This window comes from Microbulbifer elongatus, from assembly GCF_020524885.1.
In the GTDB taxonomy this organism is placed as follows: Bacteria; Pseudomonadota; Gammaproteobacteria; order Pseudomonadales; family Cellvibrionaceae; genus Microbulbifer; species Microbulbifer elongatus_A.
This window is the reverse complement of record NZ_JAIVKJ010000002.1, coordinates 937,813-958,674: the sequence shown is the minus strand read 5'-3', so window position 1 is coordinate 958,674 and position 20,862 is coordinate 937,813. Positions and strand designations below refer to the sequence as shown.

Below are 20,862 nucleotides of genomic sequence, written 5' to 3'. Positions count from 1 at the left end.
TTATTACCGCAGTCAATACCATGCAATCAGAGCAGCTACCTTTTTACATCGGCCGCTATCACGCCACAGCCAAGCTCGGCTCCGGCGGCATGGGCGTGGTGTATCTCGCCACCGACGAGCGCCTGAACCGCAAGGTGGCGATCAAAAAACTGCTGCGCAACCCCAACAGCAGTAACGCCAGCGAACGCATTCGCCGCGAGGCACTCCTTCTCGCGCAACTCAATCACAGCAATATCGTGCAGCTCTACGATGTGGTGGAGGACGAAAGCGGTATTGCGCTGGTGATGGAATATGTAGACGGTAGCAGCCTCGACCGCTGGCAGCGGGAGCGCAACCTCGACCTGCCGCAGAAACTGCAATTGCTCAAGCAGATCTGCGCGGGTCTGGCCCGCGCGCACGGGGCGGGCATCATTCACCGGGACCTGAAAGCAGAAAACATCCTGGTGGACAGCAACGGCACCATCAAAATCACTGACTTCGGCATCGCCAAAAACTGGCACGAAGACAGCAGCCTTACCCGTGAGCAGCATGTGGCGGGAAGCTGGGGCGCCATGTCACCGGAGCAGGCCCAGGGCAAACCGCTGGACAACCGCAGTGACCTGTTCGCCCTCGGCGTGGTCGCCTACCGCCTGCTGTGCGGGCAGAATCCTTTCGGGGATAACAACAGCCCCTATGTGATCGTCGATCGCATCGTGAAAAGCCCGCACCCACCGGCCGCAAAACTCGCTCCGGAGTTGCCCCACGCAGTGTGCGACCTGCTGGACAGACTGCTGGCAAAGCAACCGGAGCAGCGCCCACTGAACGCCGCCGAAGTGGCCGCGGAACTGGAGTCCCTGCTGCAACAGATCCGAGGCAGCGGCACCAGCTTTACCCGCACCCACAGTCTCACTGCCACGGTGACTGCGGAAAGCTATTTTCACCGCTCCTACAATCCTCGCCGCAAGTTTGTCCGCGCCGCCCGCATATCCATCGGCGCGCTAGCGGCCTGCACCATCGGCATTGCAGTGGCACTCGGCATTTCCCTTTATTCGTCGCCAGCAGAATCCCAGAAAGGCCGTTATATCGCGGTACTGGAGCCAGCCATACACAGCCAGGAAAGTGTCTCCCAAAACCAACGCCTGCTGATCGGCAACGTGCAGAATGCGCTCAAGCAAGGCCTCTCCGGCCGACGTGGGCTGCACCTGATTTCCTATTTCGAGTCCCGCAAGCTCACCGGCCAGCCGCTGGCCAATCAGGCGAACTCCCTCAATGCGGACCTGCTGTTGATCCCGGAAGTAGACTGCCAGGGCCGCAGCTGCGAACTGTCGCTGGAACTGCTGGACAGCGACACCCTCGCAGTGATCGGCAGCCAGAGTACCCGCCTCTCCCTGGAGGAAGGCCTGGAGAGCCGCGCCCGCACCCTGCACCAGCTCGACAGCCTGCTATCCGACTACCCCGCGAAAGAGACTAATCTCTCCAGCCAGATTAGCGCCAAGGACTACCTCACCTACCTGCAAATCTACGAGCGCCGCCACGACTACCTGCACTTGGGCGAACTCCTCGATCAACTTGACCGCTTGCAAGAGCGCGCTCCCAGCTTTGCGCCGCTTTACGAGCTGTATGCAGAGATGGCGATCGACCAGGAGTTCAACACCCGCGCCGCAGAAGCGCATCAGCGCCTTGCCCGCCTACTGGAAAAAGCCCCAGCCAGGCTCGATAACACTCCAGAGCTGTTGATCAGTGAGCTGCGCCTGTCCATGCTCCGCGACAATCCCGGTCGCCCTGAAGCACTGCTGGCGAAGTTGAAGCTGGTCCTGCCGGACAAGGCCAGCTACCACCAGTTGAGTGCATTGCACCACCAGCAGCGGGGGGACTACCACCTTGCCCTGGAGAGCATTGACCGCGCCCTCGCGCTTCGAACGAGCTATATTTACCTCGACCAGAAAGCCCTGATCCTCACCCTCAGTGGTGACATGCCCGCCGCCAACGAGGTTCTCAAGGCCGCCATCGCGCTCAACAGCGAATCCATCGACGCCATCTCTCTGCTCGCCGGCAATATGCTCGATAGCGGCCACGCCAAAGAGACCATCCGCCTGCTCACTGAAGCTGGTCTCGACCGTATCGGCCCTATGGACACTTACAACCTCTGCCTGGCCTACTACATCGAGAAGCAGTACGAGCAGTCGCAAAGCTGTTTCCAGCGGGTCTCCGAGCTGGCCCCGAAAGACGCCGACCCGCTGCTGTACCGCGCTGAAATTGCCCGCGAGCAGCAGCAGGCGCAGCGCGCCCGGGATTTCGCCCGACAGGCACTGGAACTGACCCAGGACCGGCACGACTGGGAAGGCCTGCTGATGCAGGCCCGCGCCTATGCCGAGCTGGGCGAAGGCGAGAAGGCGGTGGAAAACCTGCTCAAGATCCGCCGCGACGCCCCAGACGACCTCTACACCAATTACGCCCGCGCGCAGGTGTATATCACCACCGGCGACCTGCTCTCCGCCAAGGCGCATATCCGCAAAACCCTGGAGCAGGGAATCTCGCCCATCTGGTATTGCACCGCGCGGTTTGTCAAAATCTGCAATATTCCCGCCTTCAACGATCTCCGACAGCAGTACCCGGGGCTTTGCAGTGGCGCGAACAACAAGAACAACGAGGGCAATTCCCAGATTGCCCGCGGCGGCGAGACCAGTACGAATCTCTAACGGCGATTCCTCTAGTCTCTCCGCGCGCCCGGGCCAGGGGTATCGGCCAGGGCAACCTTTTAGGCTCTAACAAAAGACCATACGCAGATGGATATTGCCGATCCCGAGGTTGGCCAACAGGCCAAATCCAACCCAGTGGCCAATGACCGCTACCGCATTCAAGGCACACTCGGTGCCGGTGGCATGGGCGTGGTCTACCTGGCCGAAGACCTCAAACTGCACCGCCAGGTCGCGATCAAACAACTCAAGGAAGACGGCGCCAGCCAGAACGCCCGCGACCGGATCCAGCAGGAAGCCCGCCTGCTCGCACAGCTCAATCACCCCAATATTGTTGCCCTGCACGATGTGCTGGAAGACCAGGGAAATATCGCTCTGGTGATGGAATATATCGAGGGCACCACCCTGCGCGCCTGGATGCGCGAACGCACGCCCAGCCTGCAGCAGAAGCTCAGCCTGCTGATGCAGATCTGCCAGGGCCTGAACGAAGCCCATAACCTCGGTATCATTCACAGGGACCTGAAATCCGACAATATTCTGATTACGGAAAACGCCAAGGGCGAACCGATCGCCAAGATCACCGACTTCGGCATCGCCAAATCCCAGCAGCTGGATGAGAAAACCCTCACCGAGGCCAACCAGCTCGCCGGCACCATCACCGCCATGTCGCCGGAGCAGATCCTCGGCAACCCCCTGGATGCCCGCAGCGACCTCTTCAGCCTTGGCACCATCGCGTTTGAACTGCTGTGCGGCAGTCGCCCGTTTGAAAAGCACGAAGGCGGCGCGCTGGCCATGGCCAACCGCATCACCAGCGAGCCACATATCCCGCCGCAACAGGCGTGGGCAGAAATTCCGGAGCCGCTGGCGATACTGTTGGACAAGCTACTCGCCAAAGACCCGGCCCAGCGGCCACAAAGCGCGCAGATCGTGTATCAGGGTTTCGAGCTACTGCACAAACAGGGATTGGACAGTGAAAGCGAAGACTTCACCGCGACCATGACCGACCTGTTCACCCACCACAAAGTCAAAAGCCGCCGCCGCTGGCAGCGGGTGCTGGCCGGTGTGGCCGCTGCCTTTGTGCTGGGCATGGGAAGCTACTGGGGCTGGAAGGAATTTACCCGACTGGAGCCGCAATATATTGCGGTGATGCCGGTGGAGATTAACGGGGAGATTCGCGGGGAGGAAAATGCCAAGGCATTGACGCGGACTATGGTACGGCAGGCGTTGATGAATTCGGTTTCGCAGTTGAAGGCGAGTGCGCTGGTGAGTTTTGCCGCAGAAAATGGACAAAGCTTTGACTCCCAATTACAAGCCCTTTTTGACAAAGGAGTCACTGACGCGATATCTGCAAAGCTGCAGTGCTCTAATGTGAGTTGCGAAATAGAGTTGCAAAGAATAGAGCCCTCAACTGCGCATACAATACAAGGCCAAAACTTCACATTTATCACAAGCCAGAAACAAGAATCAAGCTACCAAATATCACTCGCAACACGAAAAATGTTTGACCCGAGGTACCTAAAAAATACATTTGCCACACCAACAATGAATCCAAATGATTACGAAACCTACTTGCAAATTGCTGAAAGACTTGAGAGCCGAGAAATAAACCAAGACGACCTTCAGGTTCTAGAGTCCCTAATTAAATCTTACCCTAAAAATGAAAACCTTTATCGAGCACATGCATACACTTCAGGGTATCGCTATATTTCAACCGAGAAATACGAACATATTTCAAACGGACTACTCACACTGAAAAAGGCGCAAGCAAACAACATCAGCGAGTCAACGATTCTAGAACTTGAACTTTGGCTTAATAGCTACAATCAAGACACAACCGAATTTGAAAAAAAATTACTCTCGCTAAAAGAATCCAACCATCCCTCAGCTGAATTCCTCAACAAATATTCAAGATTTCTTTATTCAAAGGGAAAATATGACGATAGCCTAACCCAAGCTGAAACTGCGAATAAGTTAAACCCATCTACAGATAACCTTTACTTGATTGCACTCAATCACTTCAGAAAAGGAAACCTTCCCAAATCAGAAGAAAAGCTAATAGAAATATTATCCAAGCGTCCCAAATATTGGACAGCCAAAGCCACTCTAGGAGGAATACTAATTCAAAAAGGAGATTACAGGAAAGCTGAAGATATCATAAGTTCAATTCCTGATCATGTCCAAAATTTTCGCTCATATTCCAACTTGGGGACAGCCAAGCTATTACAAGGAAAACCTGAAGAGGCCCTCGACCCATACACAAAAGCTGCGTCATTAAATCCAAACAATTTAACTATCTTAGGAAATATTGCGGAAATTTATTTAACGCTGAACGACACTGAAAAGGCTGCCGTTTATTTTCAAAAAATAAAGGAAATTAGCAACACAAAAAATGACAGACTTTCAAGAATCTACCAGGTAGCGTCAAGCGCATATCTAGGGGAAAAGGCGAGATCAATTGCTCTCGCTCACAAACTAAATACCGACTTCCCTACCGACATTTACGTCAAATACTACTCCGCCCAAGCCTACCTACTAGCAGACGAAATAAACTCAGCTCTATACATCATAAGTGAACTACTAAAATCTGAGATGAGTGCAGACTTTTTTTCGCTTCCGATATTTAAAAAAATCTGCGCTCACCCGGCTGCTTCCCCAGAAGTAAAATCAGCGATCTGCGAGAAATCCGCCACATAAATAGCAACTCTTATGCTGGATCTACAATTACCATGGGGTCACCTGAACGAATTTCTTCACCATTGTTATCCACAACCCACAAAAAACCGAAATCGTATTGATCTTTCTGCTTGGCCTTTATCTTTATGGTTAGCATTTTCCCGGCATCGGAAATCTCAGTTTTCCAAACCGGCTTGTTGATCTCACTTGGGTTCTTACAAATCTCAATACCATCGAGATCCACGCCACGATCACCGGGTGCGAATACATAACCGCGGTAACGAGGCTCATCCGCAATGGTAATCTGCAAAACAGCTGTGCCCGACTTGGCCGGACCACCGGTAGCAACGCCTTCGTAATCAAGCTCGATCTGGTCATTCTCCACCGTCTCCAGCTCCCAGACGGTGCCTGCCTCTCCCGGATAAAGGGTAAATTCCAGAATTTCTTCTTTATTGGATGGAATTTGGTATGCCATGTTCTGCTCCCTGATATAAATTTAAATAAGTTCCCCTCAGCAAACCGCCCGAGGTCATTGCTTCTCGTCAACACGTAAAAAACGCCGAATAGAGTAAAGCAATCCCTTTGCGGAATTCCATCACATTTTCATAAATTTTAACTTTCACGGAAACTTAAGCTGTGCTTGAGAAAATGGCGGCACATTCATTGGCGCCAAATTCATCCAGATACCTCGGTAGCAACTTGCTCCAGACTCCCCCCCTAGATATATTTTTCCGCCACAGTTGCGCGGTTCTGGCAATCACATTTCACTCGGGATATTGCCGCTGAAACCCATAGTTGCGGTGTAAGGGATTTACTTTGTCTACACCGTTTTCACGCACCACACGCGCCCTCCACACCGATAACAGCCGCACCACTGCGTTATTGAGCCTTGGCGGGCTGGCACTCTTGCTGGGCTGGCTGGTCTGGGCGCTATTTGCCCGTATCGACCTCTACAAAATCAGCCGCAGTGCAACGTTGCAGTTATCGGCGCACAGTACGGACATCAGTGTCCGCTACAGCGGTACGGTGGTGGAGGTGTTTGCGCAACTCGGGGACCAGGTAACCGCTGGCGCACCGCTGGTTCGGCTCGATGCCGCAGCAGCGGATATTGAGCTCGCCGGGGAAAGTGCACAGACGGCGGCACTGCAAGCGCGGCTGGACGCCATCCGGCAAGAGCGCCAGTTGCTGCAAGACCAGTTCCAACAGGCAAGCCAGGCACAGCAAAGTGAGCTCGCCTCGCTAAAAGAGCTACTTGCCCTGCAGCAAAGCAACCGCGCCATCCAGATCGATGTCACCGACCGCTACGCCACCCTGCTGCAAAAACAGCAGGGGGCCGAGCTCGATTACCTCGAGGCCAAGCGCGCATTGCAGAACATCACCATGGCGGTGAAGCGGGCAGAGGCCGATATCCGCACCGCGCAATTCCAGTTACAGCAACTCGACACCGAACACCAGCGCGCACTGACCGCGCTGGCACAAACGGAAGACAGTGTGCGCCAGCAACTCTCCGCTTCTTCTACTCGCCAGCAACAGCACCAGCTCACCGTGGACAAACTGCTGCTGCGCGCACCGATGGACGGTCGGCTGGCGTCGCTTTCCGCATTGCGCACGGGCCAGCCACTGGCAGCAGGCACGGTGATCGGTTCCATTCAGGCGCCCAGTGAACTCCGCGTGCGCGCACAGTTCTCGCCCGCGGATGCCATCGGCCATATTGCCCCCAGGCAAACCGCGCACATCCGGCTCGAGGGTTTTCCCTGGGCGCGCTACGGTCAGTTGCAGGGGCGGGTGGAGCGCGTGGCGGAGGCGGTGCAAAACGGTAGTATCCAGGTACAGCTGGTGATTACCGGTGAGCCACCCAACGGCTTACCCTTGCGGCACGATTTACCGGCACAGGTGGAAGTGACTACCGGCCGCACTTCGCCAATGTCGCTTTTGCTGCAGAAGGCTGGCAACTGGCTGAATAAAACACCCGCTGCCAGCGAGCCCGGCCAAATGACCGCCAGCCGCGGAGCAAGCGGCTCGTGAGCGGGGAAGCTCTCAGCCGGGGAACGCCGCGCCGGCTCGCGCCGGAGGTTGTGCAGACCTCCAACATGGACTGCGGCCCCGCCGCACTCAAATGCCTGCTGGAAGGCTTTGGGGTAAGCACCCACTACGGCCATCTGCGCGACGCCTGCCAGACCGATGTCGACGGCACCTCCATCAATACCCTGGAACAGATCGCCCGCGAGCTGGGACTCGACGTGGTGCAGATGGTGGTACCGGTTGACCACCTGCCGCTGGCGCACCCCGGTTACCTGCCCGCCATTGCGGTCACCCGCCTGCCCAACGGCAACACCCACTTTGTAGTGGCCTGGCGCAACCTGACCTGGCGCAACCGGGCCCGCGTGGTGCAGGTGATGGACCCCGCCAGCGGCCGCCGCTGGCCGAGCGTGCGCACCTTCCTGAAGGAACTCTACATCCACACCATGCGCGTGGCGCCGGCAGACTGGCGCGCCTGGGCCGGCGGCGAGGATTTCACCCGGCCGCTGCGCGAACGCACCCTGGCCCTGCAAGTGCCCGATGCGGTGGCAACCGATCTGGTCGAACAGGCGCTGCAACCCGGCGACTGGCTGGCGCTGGCGTTTTTTGATGGGGCGGTGCGCATGCTGGCGTCGCTGGTCGATTCCGGGGCCATTCGCCGCGGGCGTGAGGCCACATCCCTGCTGCAACGCCTGTGGCAGCAGTTTGCCGAAGATAATTCCCAGGCACCGCGGTTGGTGCCGGAAGAGTACTGGTGCGTGCGCCCGCACACGCCGCCCAATAAAGAGGCCGAAGAGGCTGCGGACGCCTTCGACACCGCACCGGAACAGGTAGCGTTTCGCGGGGCCGTGGTCCTGCAGGCCAGGGGCCTGCGTGAGGAGGACCCTGGCCAGCCCCGCGCGCGGGCCTTTGCGCGGGTGCTGGACGCGCCCCCTCCACAACCCCTGCGCCGCCTGTGGGGGTATTTGCGCGACGACAGCCTGGCCACAACGGCGATCCTGGCATTGGCGCTGATCGCTTCGGTGATTGGCATCATGGGCGAAGCACTGCTATTCCGCGGATTGATCGATATCCACAGCGCGCTCGCCCCCGGCAGCCAGCGGCTGGCCACCATCGCCCTGGTACTGGGGTTTATGGCCACCCTGCTGCTGCTGCAGTACCCCGCCGCCAGGTTGCAAATGGACATAGGCCGCCGGCTCGAGGTCCGCTTCCGCGCACAGCTGCTGCGGCACCTGCCGGATATTCCGGGCCATTTTTTTCACAGCCGCCCCACCTCGGATACCGGCGAGCGCGGCCACAAGGTATCCGCCCTGCGGGAAATTCCGGTGCTGGCCAGCAGTATGGTGTTCAAGGCCACCGCCCTGCTCGCCACCTGTGCCGGCATCATCTGGCTGGCCCCCGGCGCCGCCACCCTGGTACTGCTGATGGCCGCCGTGCAGGTGGTCATCCCGCTGCTGTTCCAGCCGGTGCTCGGCGATCACAATATGCGGGTTCAGACCCACGCCGGCGCGCTGGCGCGGTTTTATATGGATGCGCTGCTTGGGGTCATCCCGATTCGCACCCACGGTGCCGGCGATGCCATTCGCCGCGAGCACGAACACTTACTGGTGGAGTGGACCCGCGCCGGTTACACGTTTCTGCGCTACCAGCTCGGCAGCCAGGCCATCCAGGCCCTGCTCAACACCCTGCTGGCGGCGCTGCTAGTGGCCCACTGTATCAATACCGCCGGTGCCACCCCGGCGCTGCTGCTGGTGATTTACTGGGTGCTGGCGCTGCCGCCGCTGGGGGAGGAAATCGCCAGCCTGCTGCGCGAGTATCCGCGCCTGCGCAACACTCTGCTGCGGGCGCTTGAACCGCTGGAAGCCGGTGACGAAAGCGCACCGCAAGCGAGCGAGCAAAACGCCCCGCTACCCGACCTGACCACCGCGCCCACCATCCAATTCCAACAGGTCAGCGCCATCGCCGGTGGCCGCACCATCCTTCAGGATATCGACCTGGAGATTCGCCCCGGCGAACACATCGCCATCGTCGGCGAGTCCGGTGCCGGCAAATCCAGCCTCGCCGGGCTGCTGCTCGGCTGGCTGCGCCCGTCCGGCGGCCAGCTGATGGTAGACGGCGCCCCCCTGCACGGCGAACTACTCGCGCGCCTGCGCCAGCGCAGTGTATGGGTCGACCCCGCCGTGCACCTGTGGAACCGCAGCCTGCTGGAGAACCTGCGTTACGGCCGCAGCGGCAGCGATGCCGACGCGCCGCTGTACCCGGTGCTCGACCAGGCCGACCTGCTACAACTGGTGGCCGCGCTGCCGGATGGGCTGCAGACCCACCTCGGCGAGGGTGGCGCACTGGTGAGCGGCGGCGAGGGCCAGCGCGTGCGCCTGGGCCGCGCCTTGGGCCAGGCGGACCCCGCCTGTGCAATCCTCGATGAGCCCTTCCGCGGGCTGGATCGCCACCAGCGCCAGCGTTTGCTGGGGCGGGTCCGGCGTATCTGGGGCGACGCCACCCTGCTGTGCATCACCCACGACGTGGCGGAAACCCAGCAGTTCTCCCGTGTGCTGGTGATTGCCGACGGCCGCATTGCCGAAGACGGCGCCCCCGCCGAACTGGCCGCGCGCAAAGACTCCCGCTACAGCGCGTTACTGGCCGCGGAACAGGCGGTGTGGCAGGAGTGCTGGGACAACAGCGCATGGCGCCATTTGCGGATGGAGCGCGGGCACCTGCAGGAGGCCGCGCCGGTTTCCGACGCGACTACACCACGGGAGGCCGCCAATGCGCAGTGAGCGCATCGACATTCCCGGTTTCAGCCAGGCCGAGCGCGCCCAGCTGCAGGCATGCTGCTGGCCGCGCCACCAGCTCGATCAGGCCCTGGCCGAACTCGCCCGGCACGCAGGTCTCAACACTACCGATAGCGCAGAGCACCGCGGCACCCAGGCGCCCCCCGCTCAGGGCGACGACATCGGCAGCTGGCTGCAACAGGAAGCGCAGGCGCTGGACCTGCAGGCCGAAACGGTGAGCTGCAGTTACCGCGAAGTGGACCAGCTGCTGCAAAAGTCGGCACCGGCCATATTGCGGCTTGAATTTGCCGGCGAGGAACATTTTCTCGCCATCGCCGCCGGCCACCGCCGCCAGCTGACCATTCTCACCCCGGCGCAGGGTGCGCTGGCCGTACCCCGCGCACTGGTAGCCGCGCAGCTGGTGGAGGCCATCGAGGCGCCGGAGCGCGCGCGCATCGCGCAACTGCTAAACGGTGTCGAGGTCAGTGACCGGCGCCGCGCCCGAGCCACCCGCGCGCTGCTTCGGGAAAACCTCGCCGCGCGCAGCATCGAGGGCTGCTGGCTGCTGCGCCTGCCAGCCCGGCGCCCGTTCCGCCAACAGCTGCGCCATCACGGCCTGTACGGCAAGTTCGCCGCACTCCTCGCCTGCCACATCGCCCAGGTGGGCCTGTTCCTCGCCAGCTGGTGGGTGATCGGCCGCGCCCTGCTCAGCGGTCATATCGACGCCGGCTGGCTCGCGGCTTGGGTACTGTTGCTCGCCAGTCAGATACCGTTGGCGCTGCTGACCAGCCGCCTGCAGGGCGCCATCGCCATCGACACCGGTACCCTGATGAAAAAACGCCTGCTCGCCAGCGCCCTGCGCATGGCGCCAGACAGAGTGCGCCGCCTGGGCAGCGGCCAGATCCTGAGCCGCGTGTTCGATGCCGAACATATCGAGGCCGACGCCCTGCAGGGCGGCTTCCTGCTGTTGCTCGGCGCCATCGAACTGGCGATGGCGGTGCCGGTGCTGCTGCTCGGCAGCGGCGGCCCCCTGCACCTGCTCACCCTGCCCCTGTTTGTGCTGGTTATCGGTCTGCTTGTGCAGCGGCAGATACGCCGCCGCCGCACTTGGACCGGCCAGCGCCTGGCCCTGACCCACAGCCTGATCGAAAAGATGGTGGGCCACCGCACCCGCCTCGCGCAGCAGCCGCCGGCAGACTGGCACCGGGGCGAGGACCGCGACCTGGACAACTACCAGCAGGGCTCTGCCGCCATGGACAGCGGTATGGCGCAACTGCTGGCCCTGCTGCCGCGTACCTGGCTGATATTGGGGATTGCCGGCTGTATCCCGGTGTTTATCAGCGGCAACACACCCAGCACCCAGCTGGCAGTGGCCATCGGCGGCGTGCTGCTGGGTTACCGCGCACTGCTGAAAGCCCTGCACGGGTTTACCAGCGCACTGAACGCGCTGGTGGCGTGGGAAAACGTCCGCGAACTCTTCGCGCTGGAACCCGCACCCGGCGCACCCGCGCCCACCGCTGCTACGGCCGCCACTGCCGCTGGCGCCAGCGCAAGCGCAGCGCCCGCGCAGCCCCTGTGCTACCTGCGGGACCTGCGCTTCCACTACCCCGGCACCGACAAACCCGCGCTGCAAGGATGTAGCCTCACCATCCGCCGCGGCGACCGCCTGCTGCTGCAGGGCAGCTCCGGCTCCGGCAAATCCACCCTCGCCGCGCTGGTGACCGGCATCCACACACAGGACGACGGCCTGCTGTTGTTGAATGGCTACGACCGCGCCAGCCTCGGCGAGCACCAGTGGCGCAGGCTCGTCGCCTCGGCGCCGCAGTTCCATGAAAACCACGTCATCGCCGAATCCTTTCTGTTCAACCTGCTGATGGGCGACTACTGGCCACCCACCCAGGACGGCCTGCGCCGCGCCTACGCCATCTGCGACGAACTCGGCCTCACTCCGCTGCTGCAGAAAATGCCCGCCGGCATGCTGCAGACCGTGGGGGAAATGGGCTGGCAGCTGTCCCACGGCGAAAAGAGCCGGCTGTTTATCGCCCGCGCGCTGTTGCAGAACGCGGAACTGGTGGTGCTGGACGAAAGCTTCGCCGCCCTCGACCCGGCCTCCCTGCGCCGCGCCGTGGCCTGTGTGCAGAAACACGCCAGCACCCTGCTGGTGATCGCGCATCCGTAACACGCGCACGCAATTTGCAAGCTGCAGTCAAAAGTCTGCGGCGAATAAAAACAACAATAAAAAATTAAAACAGCTGTACCAGATTCGGCGCCCGCGCGCGGGCCGCTGAAATACGCAGGCAGTTTGTTGCGTATTCTCCCTCCGGTTTATGCCGGAATTTTCTCAACACAAAAAAGGAGATGCACCATGCAGAACCAGACCGATATCCACGCCGGGCCTAACGCCAGGCTCGAGCCGCAATAAACCGGCCAGCAAAACCCGGGCCGCGCCACTGAGTGCAAGCCACCCAAAGTGCGGCCCGTTTTCAACTCACCCACAAAAGGGAGATGCACCATGCAGAACCAGACCGATATCCACGCCGGGCCAGACGCCCAGCTCGAGCCGCTATAAACCGGCCAGCACAGCCCGGGCCGCGCCATTGCGTGCCAACCGCCCAAAGCGCGGTCCGATTTCAATCGTAACTACAGAGAGGAGATACATCATGCAGACGCAGACCGATATCCAAGCCGGGCCAATGATACGAACCGATCCTCGATAAACATCGAAAAGATAGGAAGAGAAGTGAGGAAGAGAAGTGGACACCCTTAGATTGAAATCCGTGCCAACTACCAAGCTCACTCAATGGGTGTGTACTTATTTCTTACTTCCCATCAACAACCACCCAAGGAGACACATCATGCAGACCCAAACTGATGTCAAAGCCGGGCCGGATGCAGAGTACGACCCGCTATAAACCGGCCGGCAAAACCCGGGCCGCGGCCTTAAGTGCAAATCACCCAAAGCGCGGCTCGTTTTCAACCTCAACCACAAAAGCGAGATGCACCATGCAAAACCAGACCGATATCCACGCCGGCCCAGAAGCCCAGTACGAGCCACTGTAAACCGGCCAGCAAAACCCGGGCCGAACCATTGCGTACAAACCACCCAGAGCGCGGCCCGTTTTTAATTGTAACCAAAAAAGGAGATGCGTAATGCAGAACCAGACCGATATCCACGCCGGGCCAGACGCCCGATTCGAGCCGGAATAAACCGGCCGGCAAAAGCCGGGCCGCGCCATTGCGTGCCAACCACCCAAAGCGCGGCCCGCTTTTAGACTCAACCACAAAAAGGAGATGCACCATGCAGAACCAGACCGACATCCACGCCGGGCCACAAGCCCAGATCGAGCCGCTATAACCCGGTATTCACCAGCCACTGGCGGGCACCATGCCGCCAGCTTTTTACCTTCAACCAATAAGGAGCAATCCCATGCAACAGCAGACCGATATCCAGGCCGGGCCGCGCATAATCATTATTCCGGATTAATCCGATTTATTTACTAGGAAAGTGAAGCCAACTAACAGCCTTTCCAAAATTTGAGAACGAGGAGTTAGGCAATGCAGAGCCAAAAAGACACCCAAGCCGGGCCAAGAGTGATCGTTGAACCGCAATAACTAGGCATGCGCCAACCGCTGGCGGGCACCATGCCGCCAGTTTTTCATCCACACCAACAGGAGCAATCCCATGCAACAGCAGACCGATATCCAGGCCGGGCCAATGGTAATCATCCGTCCGGAATAAACCGGCCAGCAAAACCCGGGCCGCGCCATTGCGTGCACACCACCCACAGCGCGGCCCGATTTCAATCGTAACTACAGAGAGGAGATGCACCATGCAGAATCAGACCGATATCCAGACCGGGCCAAGAATAGCGGTAATTCCGAGATAGCAGCCTCAACCACCAGGAGATGCACCATGCAGAACCAGACCGATATCAAAGCCGGGCCGGAAGCCGAAGTCGAACCGCTATAAACCGGCCAGCGCAACCCGGGCCACGCCATTGCGTGCAAATCACCAATGCACGGCCCGTTTTCAACTTTAACCACAAAAAGGAGATGCACCATGCAGAACCAGACCGACATCCACGCCGGGCCAAACGCCAGGATCGAGCCGGAATAAACCGGCCAGTAAAACCCCGGGCCGCGCCATTGCGTGCAAGCCACCCAAAGCGCGGCCCGTTTTCAACCTCAGCCACAGAAAGGAGATGCACCATGCAGAACCAGACCGATATCCACGCCGGGCCAGACGCCGAGTACGAGCCGATATAAACCGGCCAGCAAAACCGGGGCCGCGCCATTGCGTGCAAACCACCCAAAGCGCGGCCCGTTTTTAATCTCAAGCACAAAAAGGAGATGCACCATGCAGAACCAGACCGATATCAAAGCCGGGCCGGATGCACAAGTCGATCCTCTATAAACCGGCCAGCACAACCCGGGCCGCGCCATTGAGTGCAAGCCACCCACAGCGCGGCCCGCTTTTGGACTCAACCACAAAAAGGAGATGCACCATGCAGAACCAGACCGATGTCAAAGCCGGGCCGGATGCACAAGTCGAGCCGCTATAAACCGGCCAGCAAAACCCGGGCCGCGCTATTGCGTGCAAGCCACCCAAAGTGCGGCCCGTTTTTAATCTCAACTACAAGAAAGGAGATGCACCATGCAGAACCAGACCGATATCCAGGCAGGGCCAACCGCCCAGATCGACCCGCTATAAACCGGCCAGCAAAACCCGGGCCGCGCAATTGCGTGCAAGCCACCCAAAGCGCGGCCGGCTTTTAATCTCAACTACAAGTAAGGAGATGCACCATGTAGAACCAGACCGATATCCACGCCGGGCCAAACGCCCAGCTCGAGCCGGAATAAACCGGCCAGCAAAACCCGGGCCACACCATTGCGTGCCAACCGCCCAAAGCGCGGCCCGTTTTTAATCTCAACTACAAGAAAGGAGATGCACCATGCAGAACCAGACCGATATCCACGCAGGGCCGGAAGCCGAACTCGAGCCGCAATAAACCGGCCGGCAAAACCCGGGCCGCAACCTTAAGTGCAAATCACCCAAAGCGCGGCCCGTTTTCAACCTCAACCACAAAAGGGAGATGCACCATGCAGAACCAGACCGATATCCACGCCGGGCCAGACGCCAAGATCGAGCCGCAATAAACGATGTAAGAACAGAGCCGCTACGCGGCTCTGTTCTGTTGCGCAGGCACACGAAGTGGGCGGCGAACTAATGGGGGAGAGGGAAATGGAGGCAAAAAAAACCGGCAGTAAGCAAGCTTACTGCCGGTGATAATCAGATGGTCCCAGCCATCTACGGTTACAACAACACTATCAAGAGCGAAATGAGGCATCCGTGCCTCTGTCAGGCCCTTCCACAATCCCGGCTTCCTAGGCTCTGTGGTTACCGGGCCGGCCTGACGGTTCAGCTTGCGCCGAAGTCTTCCTGAGTTGCCGCGCTTTTCCGTATTTAGCCCCAAAGGGCTACTGTGGAAAATCGCGGCTGCCAATCCATTGGCTAGTTGGCTGAGAGTCGCGGTACCGATCCGGTGCGGAAAGCAGTTCCGTCGCTTTCCTTGTTCCACCTTCCGTGATGGTCACCGGTACCGGGGTGTCTGCAATCCACCTTACCGCGGCTCCTGTGATGGCCGGGCATCGCGTCCCCTTCAACCTTGAAGTGCAATTTACGGATTTCGTCATTACAGGTCGATCACACGCCATTACACGCGATTACACGGGAGGGATTGAGTGCCGGTTCCTGCGAACGCAGGCGTCGAGATTCACTACACTTAACCACCGGGCTTTCTATTATTGTCGGAGTGCCCGCGCGTGTTGCGCCTGTTGTTGCACCTATCGTTACGCCTATTGTTGCGTCAGTGGGTATCCCGTAACATCGAGCGTCATTTCGCCCACAAATTAATCAGTGCCAACTACACGATGTTGAAACCTTTTACGGGCCTGATCGCCCTGCTGTTGTTGAGCTGCGCCAGCGTCGCCCTGTCCCAGAGTTACGAGCAGCTGTACAGCGATTACCGCGGGAGCCTGTATCAGATCCGCCTGATCGAGCTGTCGTCCAATTCCAAGTCGGGACTGGGCTCCGGTTTCCAGATTTCCACCGATGGCCTGATTGCCACCAATTACCATGTGGTGTCGCAGGCGGTGCACGACCCGGAAAAATTCGCACTGAAATATCTTTCCGTAGACGGTAAAGAAGGCGATCTGGAGCTGCTGGACGTGGACGTGATCAACGACCTCGCGATCCTGCGCCAAAAAGGCGAGCCCGGTAGTGATTACCTGCGTCTGGCATCAACATCTCCGAGCAAGGGGGAGACCATTGTCTCCATGGGCAACCCCCTCGACCTCGGCATGACCATTGTGCCCGGCACCTACAACGGTATCGCCAGCGGCAGTTTTTACGACCGCATTCATTTTTCGGGCTCCATCAACCCCGGCATGAGTGGTGGCCCGGTAATCAACCGCCGCGGCGAGGTGGTGGGTATCAATGTGGCCACTGCGGGCAACCAAATCAGCTTCCTGGTGCCGGTAAACAAACTGGTGGCGCTACTGCTGGACTACAAGAAAGATTCAAGCGCCGAGAATGGCGCGCTGGAGCTGCAGCCTGTTATCAATCGCCAGCTACACAAGAACCAGCAGCGTATTATTGACGAGGTACTAAAGGCAGACTGGCAGCTGCGCCCGCTGGGAGAGGCCATGGTGGTCGGCGAGATAGTCCCATCCATCCAGTGCTGGGGTAATACCACCGAAGATGACGATGAGCCTATCAAGCAGGTAGCGAAGGGCTGCACCGGGCAGGATGTGGTGTACCTGTCGGAAGAGTTTGATACCGGGCGAGTGGAGTACGAATTCTTCTGGCTGGAAGGGGAAGAAGACCTGCGCTCGTCGCGCTTCTATGCCGCCTACGAGGAGAATATGAGCGGCTTCTTCCCGGGCAACAGCGCCGGTGAGGACGATGTCACCGATTTCAATTGCAAGCAGCGGTTCACCAGCCATCCTCGAAACGGTGATGGAAACGGCGATGGAAGCGGCGATGAAAATGGCAACGGCGATACTGACAAGCAGTCTGAGCCTGCCGACGAGCAGAAGCCACCCAAGGCCAACGGCAATCGTGAGCCGGTCATTGCCCGCACCTCCTATTGCGTGCGCCGCTACAAGGATTTCCCGGAGCTGTACGATGTGTTTTACGTCAGCCTCACCGTGGACCAGGACAACCGCGCCCTGGTGAGCCACTTCACCTTGTCGGGCTTCACCAAGGAATCCGCCACCGCCTTTACCGAGAAGTTTGCGAGCGAAATCCAATGGCACTGATTATCGAAGAAATCAATCGTGCCCACCGGGTGGGCGCCCGCCACCGCATGGACGGTGAGCGCGCCACTATCGGCCGCTGTTACGACAACGCGGTGATGGTGGAAGATCCACACGTGGATGCGGTGCACGCAGAAGTCGTGCGCGATGAGGATGGCTGCTATGTCCTGCGCGACCTGGACAGCCTCAATGGCATGCGCCTGATGCGCAATTTTCGCGACAAGTCGGTTAAGCCCACCAATATCCGCGAGCACCTGATCGAAAGTGGTGACGAAGTGCAGATTGGTAAGAGCCGCCTGCGCTTTATCGACACCGACATGAGTGTACCCGCGGCGATTCCACTGCACTCTGCGGAAACCGTGTTCGACCGCCTGGCAACGCCGCTTGTGGCCGTCTTGCTGTGCGCGCTGGTGGCCGGGCTCAGCCTGTGGATGGCCTACCTCGGCAGCACCGGCAGATTCGAGTGGACCAGTGTGGTGGAAGTGCTCACTGACGCAGTGATCGGCCTGCTGATCTACGCCGCCGCCTGGGCGTTTATCGGCAAGGTGGTGAAACACGAGTCGCATTTTCTCGCGCACCTCTCTATCGCCGCCACTGCGGCGCTGATTTATGCCGCCTGGCAGTGGTTCGGCACCCTGCTGAACTTCAATTTCTCCATGCATCAGGTAATGCCGCTGCTGAACATTCTGGTGCTGGCGATTTTAATTCCGGTAATGCTGTGGTGCGCCGCTTACCTGGCACTCAATATCGCCCCGCACTGGCGACTGGTGGCTTCGATCCTGCTGCCCTGGAGCTTCCTCGGCTTTGTCGCTGCGGTGGAAATTGGCAGGATGGGCGAATTCAGTGGCGAGCCGGAAGTCTCCAAGGAGTTGAAGTCGAAAGACTTCCTGTGGCGAAAGCCGGAGCCTCTGGATGAATTTCTCGCCAGCACCCCGGCACTGTTCGATATCGCCATCGAGGAAAGCAAAGACAAGAGTGGCAAACGGGCAAGAAAATCGGCTGCCGACAGCGATCTTGACACTCAGGGCGAATAGACGTCGAAGTCTGCGCCCACAGCGCTTAAAATCTCCACCCGCTGGGCCCCAGTACGAATAGTCAGTACCCACCCCCAGAGCCCAGCCAAGGAGTGACAGCATGAGCGATCAAACGAGTGATCAGCCCCAAGACAACCCGTTCTGGAGCCCCGCAGTAGCGCAGCTCCAGCCCTACGTGCCCGGCGAGCAGCCCAAGACCACTGCGCGCCTGATCAAACTCAATACCAACGAGAGCCCCTATCCGCCCTCCCCCAAGGCCCAGGCCGTATTGGGCGAAGCAGGCCTGGCGAGCCACCTGCGGCTATACCCGGATCCGGAATCCACGGAACTGCGTGAAACCATCGCCGATGCGTATTCCCTGAAGCCGGAACAGGTGTTTGTGGGCAACGGCTCCGACGAGGTGCTGGCACACGCGTTTTACAGCTTCTTCAAGCGCCCCGAGCCGCTGCTGTACCCGGACATCACCTACAGCTTTTACCCGGTGTACTGCCAGTTCTACGAGATAGAAGCGCGCACCCTGCCGCTGCGGGATGACTTCTCCATCGCCGTGGAGGACTACGCCATCGACGGCGCCGGCGGCGTAATCCTGCCGAACCCCAACGCGCCGACCGGGCGCTACCTGCCGCTGGCAGAAATCGAAAAGCTGTTGCAGATGCACCCCGAGCGGGTGGTGGTGATCGACGAGGCGTATATCGACTTTGGCGGCGACAGCGCCATCGCGCTGATCGATCGCTATCCCAACCTGCTGGTAATCCACACCCTGTCCAAATCCCACGCGCTCGCCGGCCTGCGTCTCGGCTATGCCATGGGCCAGGCGCACCTGATCGAGGCCCTGAACCGGGCGAAGAACTCCTTCAACTCCTACCCCATCGATGGTATCGCGCAGAAAGTGGCGACGGCCGCAATTGCCGACCGCGCGTGGCTCGCCGATAACTGCGCCAAGGTTATTGCCACCCGCGAGTACACGGTTTCCGCCCTGAGCGAAATGGGCTTCGATATCGTCCCCTCCACCGCCAACTTTATCTTCGCCAGGCCACCCAAGGTTTCCGCCGAAGAACTGTTCAAGGCGCTGCGCGACCGCAACATCATTGTCCGCTACTTCAACAAACCGCGGATTAGTGAGTACTTGCGTATCAGCATTGGTACGGATGAAGAGATGCATGCGTTGGTAGCTGCGTGCCGAGAAATACTCTAAGTCTCGCGGCTCACCAATAGTCTGATGCGAAGGCTCTGATGCCGGAAAACCCTTCGCGAGACCGTCTGCGGCCAGGACGGCCGCAGCCGAGCCCCCATGGATGGGTTAAGGGGGGGCGCCTAGCTCGTGTCTCGCGAAGGGTTTGCCGGTAGCAGAGCCGCCCAAAAAACTTGCAAACAGCGTAATCCCACGAAAGCGGAGGCTTCCACAGAAGTCTTGTAGGGAACCTCTATAATTTCCCGGGCACTAATCTCGTAACCGTCGCTAAAGCCGTAACCATGTCACCTCGCACTCGTACCCGCGTCCTATCTTTCCTCGCCCTGTTAACTACCCTCTGCGCCGCCACCGTCGCAAGCGAGGACAACCCCTGGGAAGCCGTCAAGAAACCTTCTAACCAACTGCCGCAAAGCATCGGCGGATACAGTAATGGCTGCCTGAGTGGCGCAGAGAAGATGCCGCTACGCGGGGAAGGGTTTCAGCTGGTGCGCACCGGGCGCGACCGGCACTACGGCAACCCTTACCTGGTGGAGTTTCTCAAAGACTTTGCCGGCGCCGTGAACAAGAACAACCTCGGCAGGCTGCAGATCGGCGATATGTCCATGGCTCGCGGCGGGCCCTTCAGCAGTGGCCACATGAGCCACCAGCAGGGACTGGATGCGGATATCTGGCTTTCCCAGGACAAGCGTGCGGCCGAGCGCCCACTGAGCGCCTGGGAGCGGGACAATATTTCCGCTATTCCCATGGCGGACGTACGCAAGCATGTGTTGCTTGAAGAAAACTGGGACCCGCGCATTCCCGGTATCCTGCGTATCGCCTCCGAAGATCCGCGCGTCGCGCGCATCTTCGTGCACCCCACCATCAAGCGCAAAATGTGCGATATTGCAGGCAAGGACAACGAATGGCTGCGCAAGGTGCGCCCCTGGTTTGGACACAACTATCACTTTCATGTGCGTCTAAACTGTCCGCCGGAAGATAAAAACTGCAAGCCCCAGGGAAAGGTGCGCGGGGAACCCTGCGGCGGTGGTCTCGATTGGTGGTTTAGCGACGAGTTTTACGCCATCCTGAACAAGCCAAAGCCGACTGAGCCAGAAGAGCCGCCCAAGAAGCCGGTGATGCCCGCCCAGTGCGCGCAGGTACTGGCAGCGCCTGCGGCAGCATCACAATAGCCCGGCAGTATC

11 protein-coding genes are annotated in these 20,862 nt (G+C 59.5%); 9 read left to right on the top strand and 2 right to left on the bottom strand.

Going from position 1 to position 20,862, the window contains the following annotated elements:
* Positions 1-20 precede the first annotated feature (20 nt).
* Together LC059_RS11495 and LC059_RS11490 are read left to right on the top strand one after the other, a co-directional pair.
* On the top strand, positions 21-2,678 hold the full coding sequence (locus tag LC059_RS11495) for a serine/threonine-protein kinase (protein ID WP_226703994.1): 2,658 nt from the start codon (positions 21-23) through the stop codon (positions 2,676-2,678).
* Positions 2,679-2,765: 87 nt separating this feature from the next.
* Positions 2,766-5,369 (top strand): serine/threonine-protein kinase, encoded by a 2,604-nt coding sequence (locus LC059_RS11490; protein ID WP_226703993.1) that lies wholly within the window; start codon positions 2,766-2,768, stop codon positions 5,367-5,369.
* Positions 5,370-5,379: 10 nt separating this feature from the next.
* On the opposite strand, the gene LC059_RS11485 is transcribed toward LC059_RS11490, so the two are convergent.
* The gene (locus LC059_RS11485) at positions 5,380-5,823 is read right to left on the bottom strand and encodes a hypothetical protein (RefSeq protein WP_226703992.1); all 444 of its coding nucleotides are present in this window, start codon (positions 5,821-5,823) and stop codon (positions 5,380-5,382) included.
* Between the two features lie 341 nt (positions 5,824-6,164).
* On the opposite strand from LC059_RS11485, the gene LC059_RS11480 reads away from it, so the two are divergent.
* The 3 genes from LC059_RS11480 to LC059_RS11470 are packed head-to-tail and all read left to right on the top strand — an operon-like array spanning position 6,165 to position 12,317.
* The gene (locus tag LC059_RS11480) at positions 6,165-7,373 is read left to right on the top strand and encodes an HlyD family secretion protein (protein WP_226703991.1); all 1,209 of its coding nucleotides are present in this window, start codon (positions 6,165-6,167) and stop codon (positions 7,371-7,373) included.
* Positions 7,370-10,144: an ATP-binding cassette domain-containing protein gene (locus LC059_RS11475; protein ID WP_226703990.1), complete on the top strand. Its 2,775-nt coding sequence runs from the start codon at positions 7,370-7,372 to the stop codon at positions 10,142-10,144. Before LC059_RS11480 ends, LC059_RS11475 begins: the two co-directional genes overlap by 4 nt.
* The gene (locus tag LC059_RS11470) at positions 10,134-12,317 is read left to right on the top strand and encodes an ABC transporter ATP-binding protein (RefSeq protein WP_226703989.1); all 2,184 of its coding nucleotides are present in this window, start codon (positions 10,134-10,136) and stop codon (positions 12,315-12,317) included. Before LC059_RS11475 ends, LC059_RS11470 begins: the two co-directional genes overlap by 11 nt.
* 800 nt (positions 12,318-13,117) lie before the next feature.
* Here the strand turns inward: LC059_RS11470 and LC059_RS11465 are convergent.
* Positions 13,118-13,456 carry a hypothetical protein gene (locus LC059_RS11465; protein ID WP_226703988.1) on the bottom strand — a complete coding sequence of 113 codons (339 nt, stop codon included), beginning with the start codon at positions 13,454-13,456 and terminating at the stop codon, positions 13,118-13,120.
* 2,505 nt (positions 13,457-15,961) lie between these two features.
* Here LC059_RS11465 and LC059_RS11460 point away from each other — a divergent pair.
* The 4 genes from LC059_RS11460 (at position 15,962) to mepA (ending at position 20,850) form a co-directional block, all read left to right on the top strand.
* Positions 15,962-17,458, top strand: coding sequence for a S1C family serine protease (locus LC059_RS11460; protein ID WP_226703987.1), 1,497 nt, complete (start codon positions 15,962-15,964; stop codon positions 17,456-17,458).
* Complete coding sequence (locus LC059_RS11455; protein WP_226703986.1) at positions 17,449-18,489, top strand: FHA domain-containing protein; 1,041 nt, start codon at positions 17,449-17,451, stop codon at positions 18,487-18,489. The genes LC059_RS11460 and LC059_RS11455 overlap by 10 nt, the downstream gene beginning before the upstream one ends.
* A gap of 100 nt (positions 18,490-18,589) precedes the next feature.
* On the top strand, positions 18,590-19,684 hold the full coding sequence (gene hisC, locus LC059_RS11450; protein ID WP_226703985.1) for a histidinol-phosphate transaminase: 1,095 nt from the start codon (positions 18,590-18,592) through the stop codon (positions 19,682-19,684).
* A gap of 278 nt (positions 19,685-19,962) precedes the next feature.
* The gene (gene mepA / locus LC059_RS11445; protein WP_226703984.1) at positions 19,963-20,850 is read left to right on the top strand and encodes a penicillin-insensitive murein endopeptidase; all 888 of its coding nucleotides are present in this window, start codon (positions 19,963-19,965) and stop codon (positions 20,848-20,850) included.
* Positions 20,851-20,862: the final 12 nt, after the last annotated feature.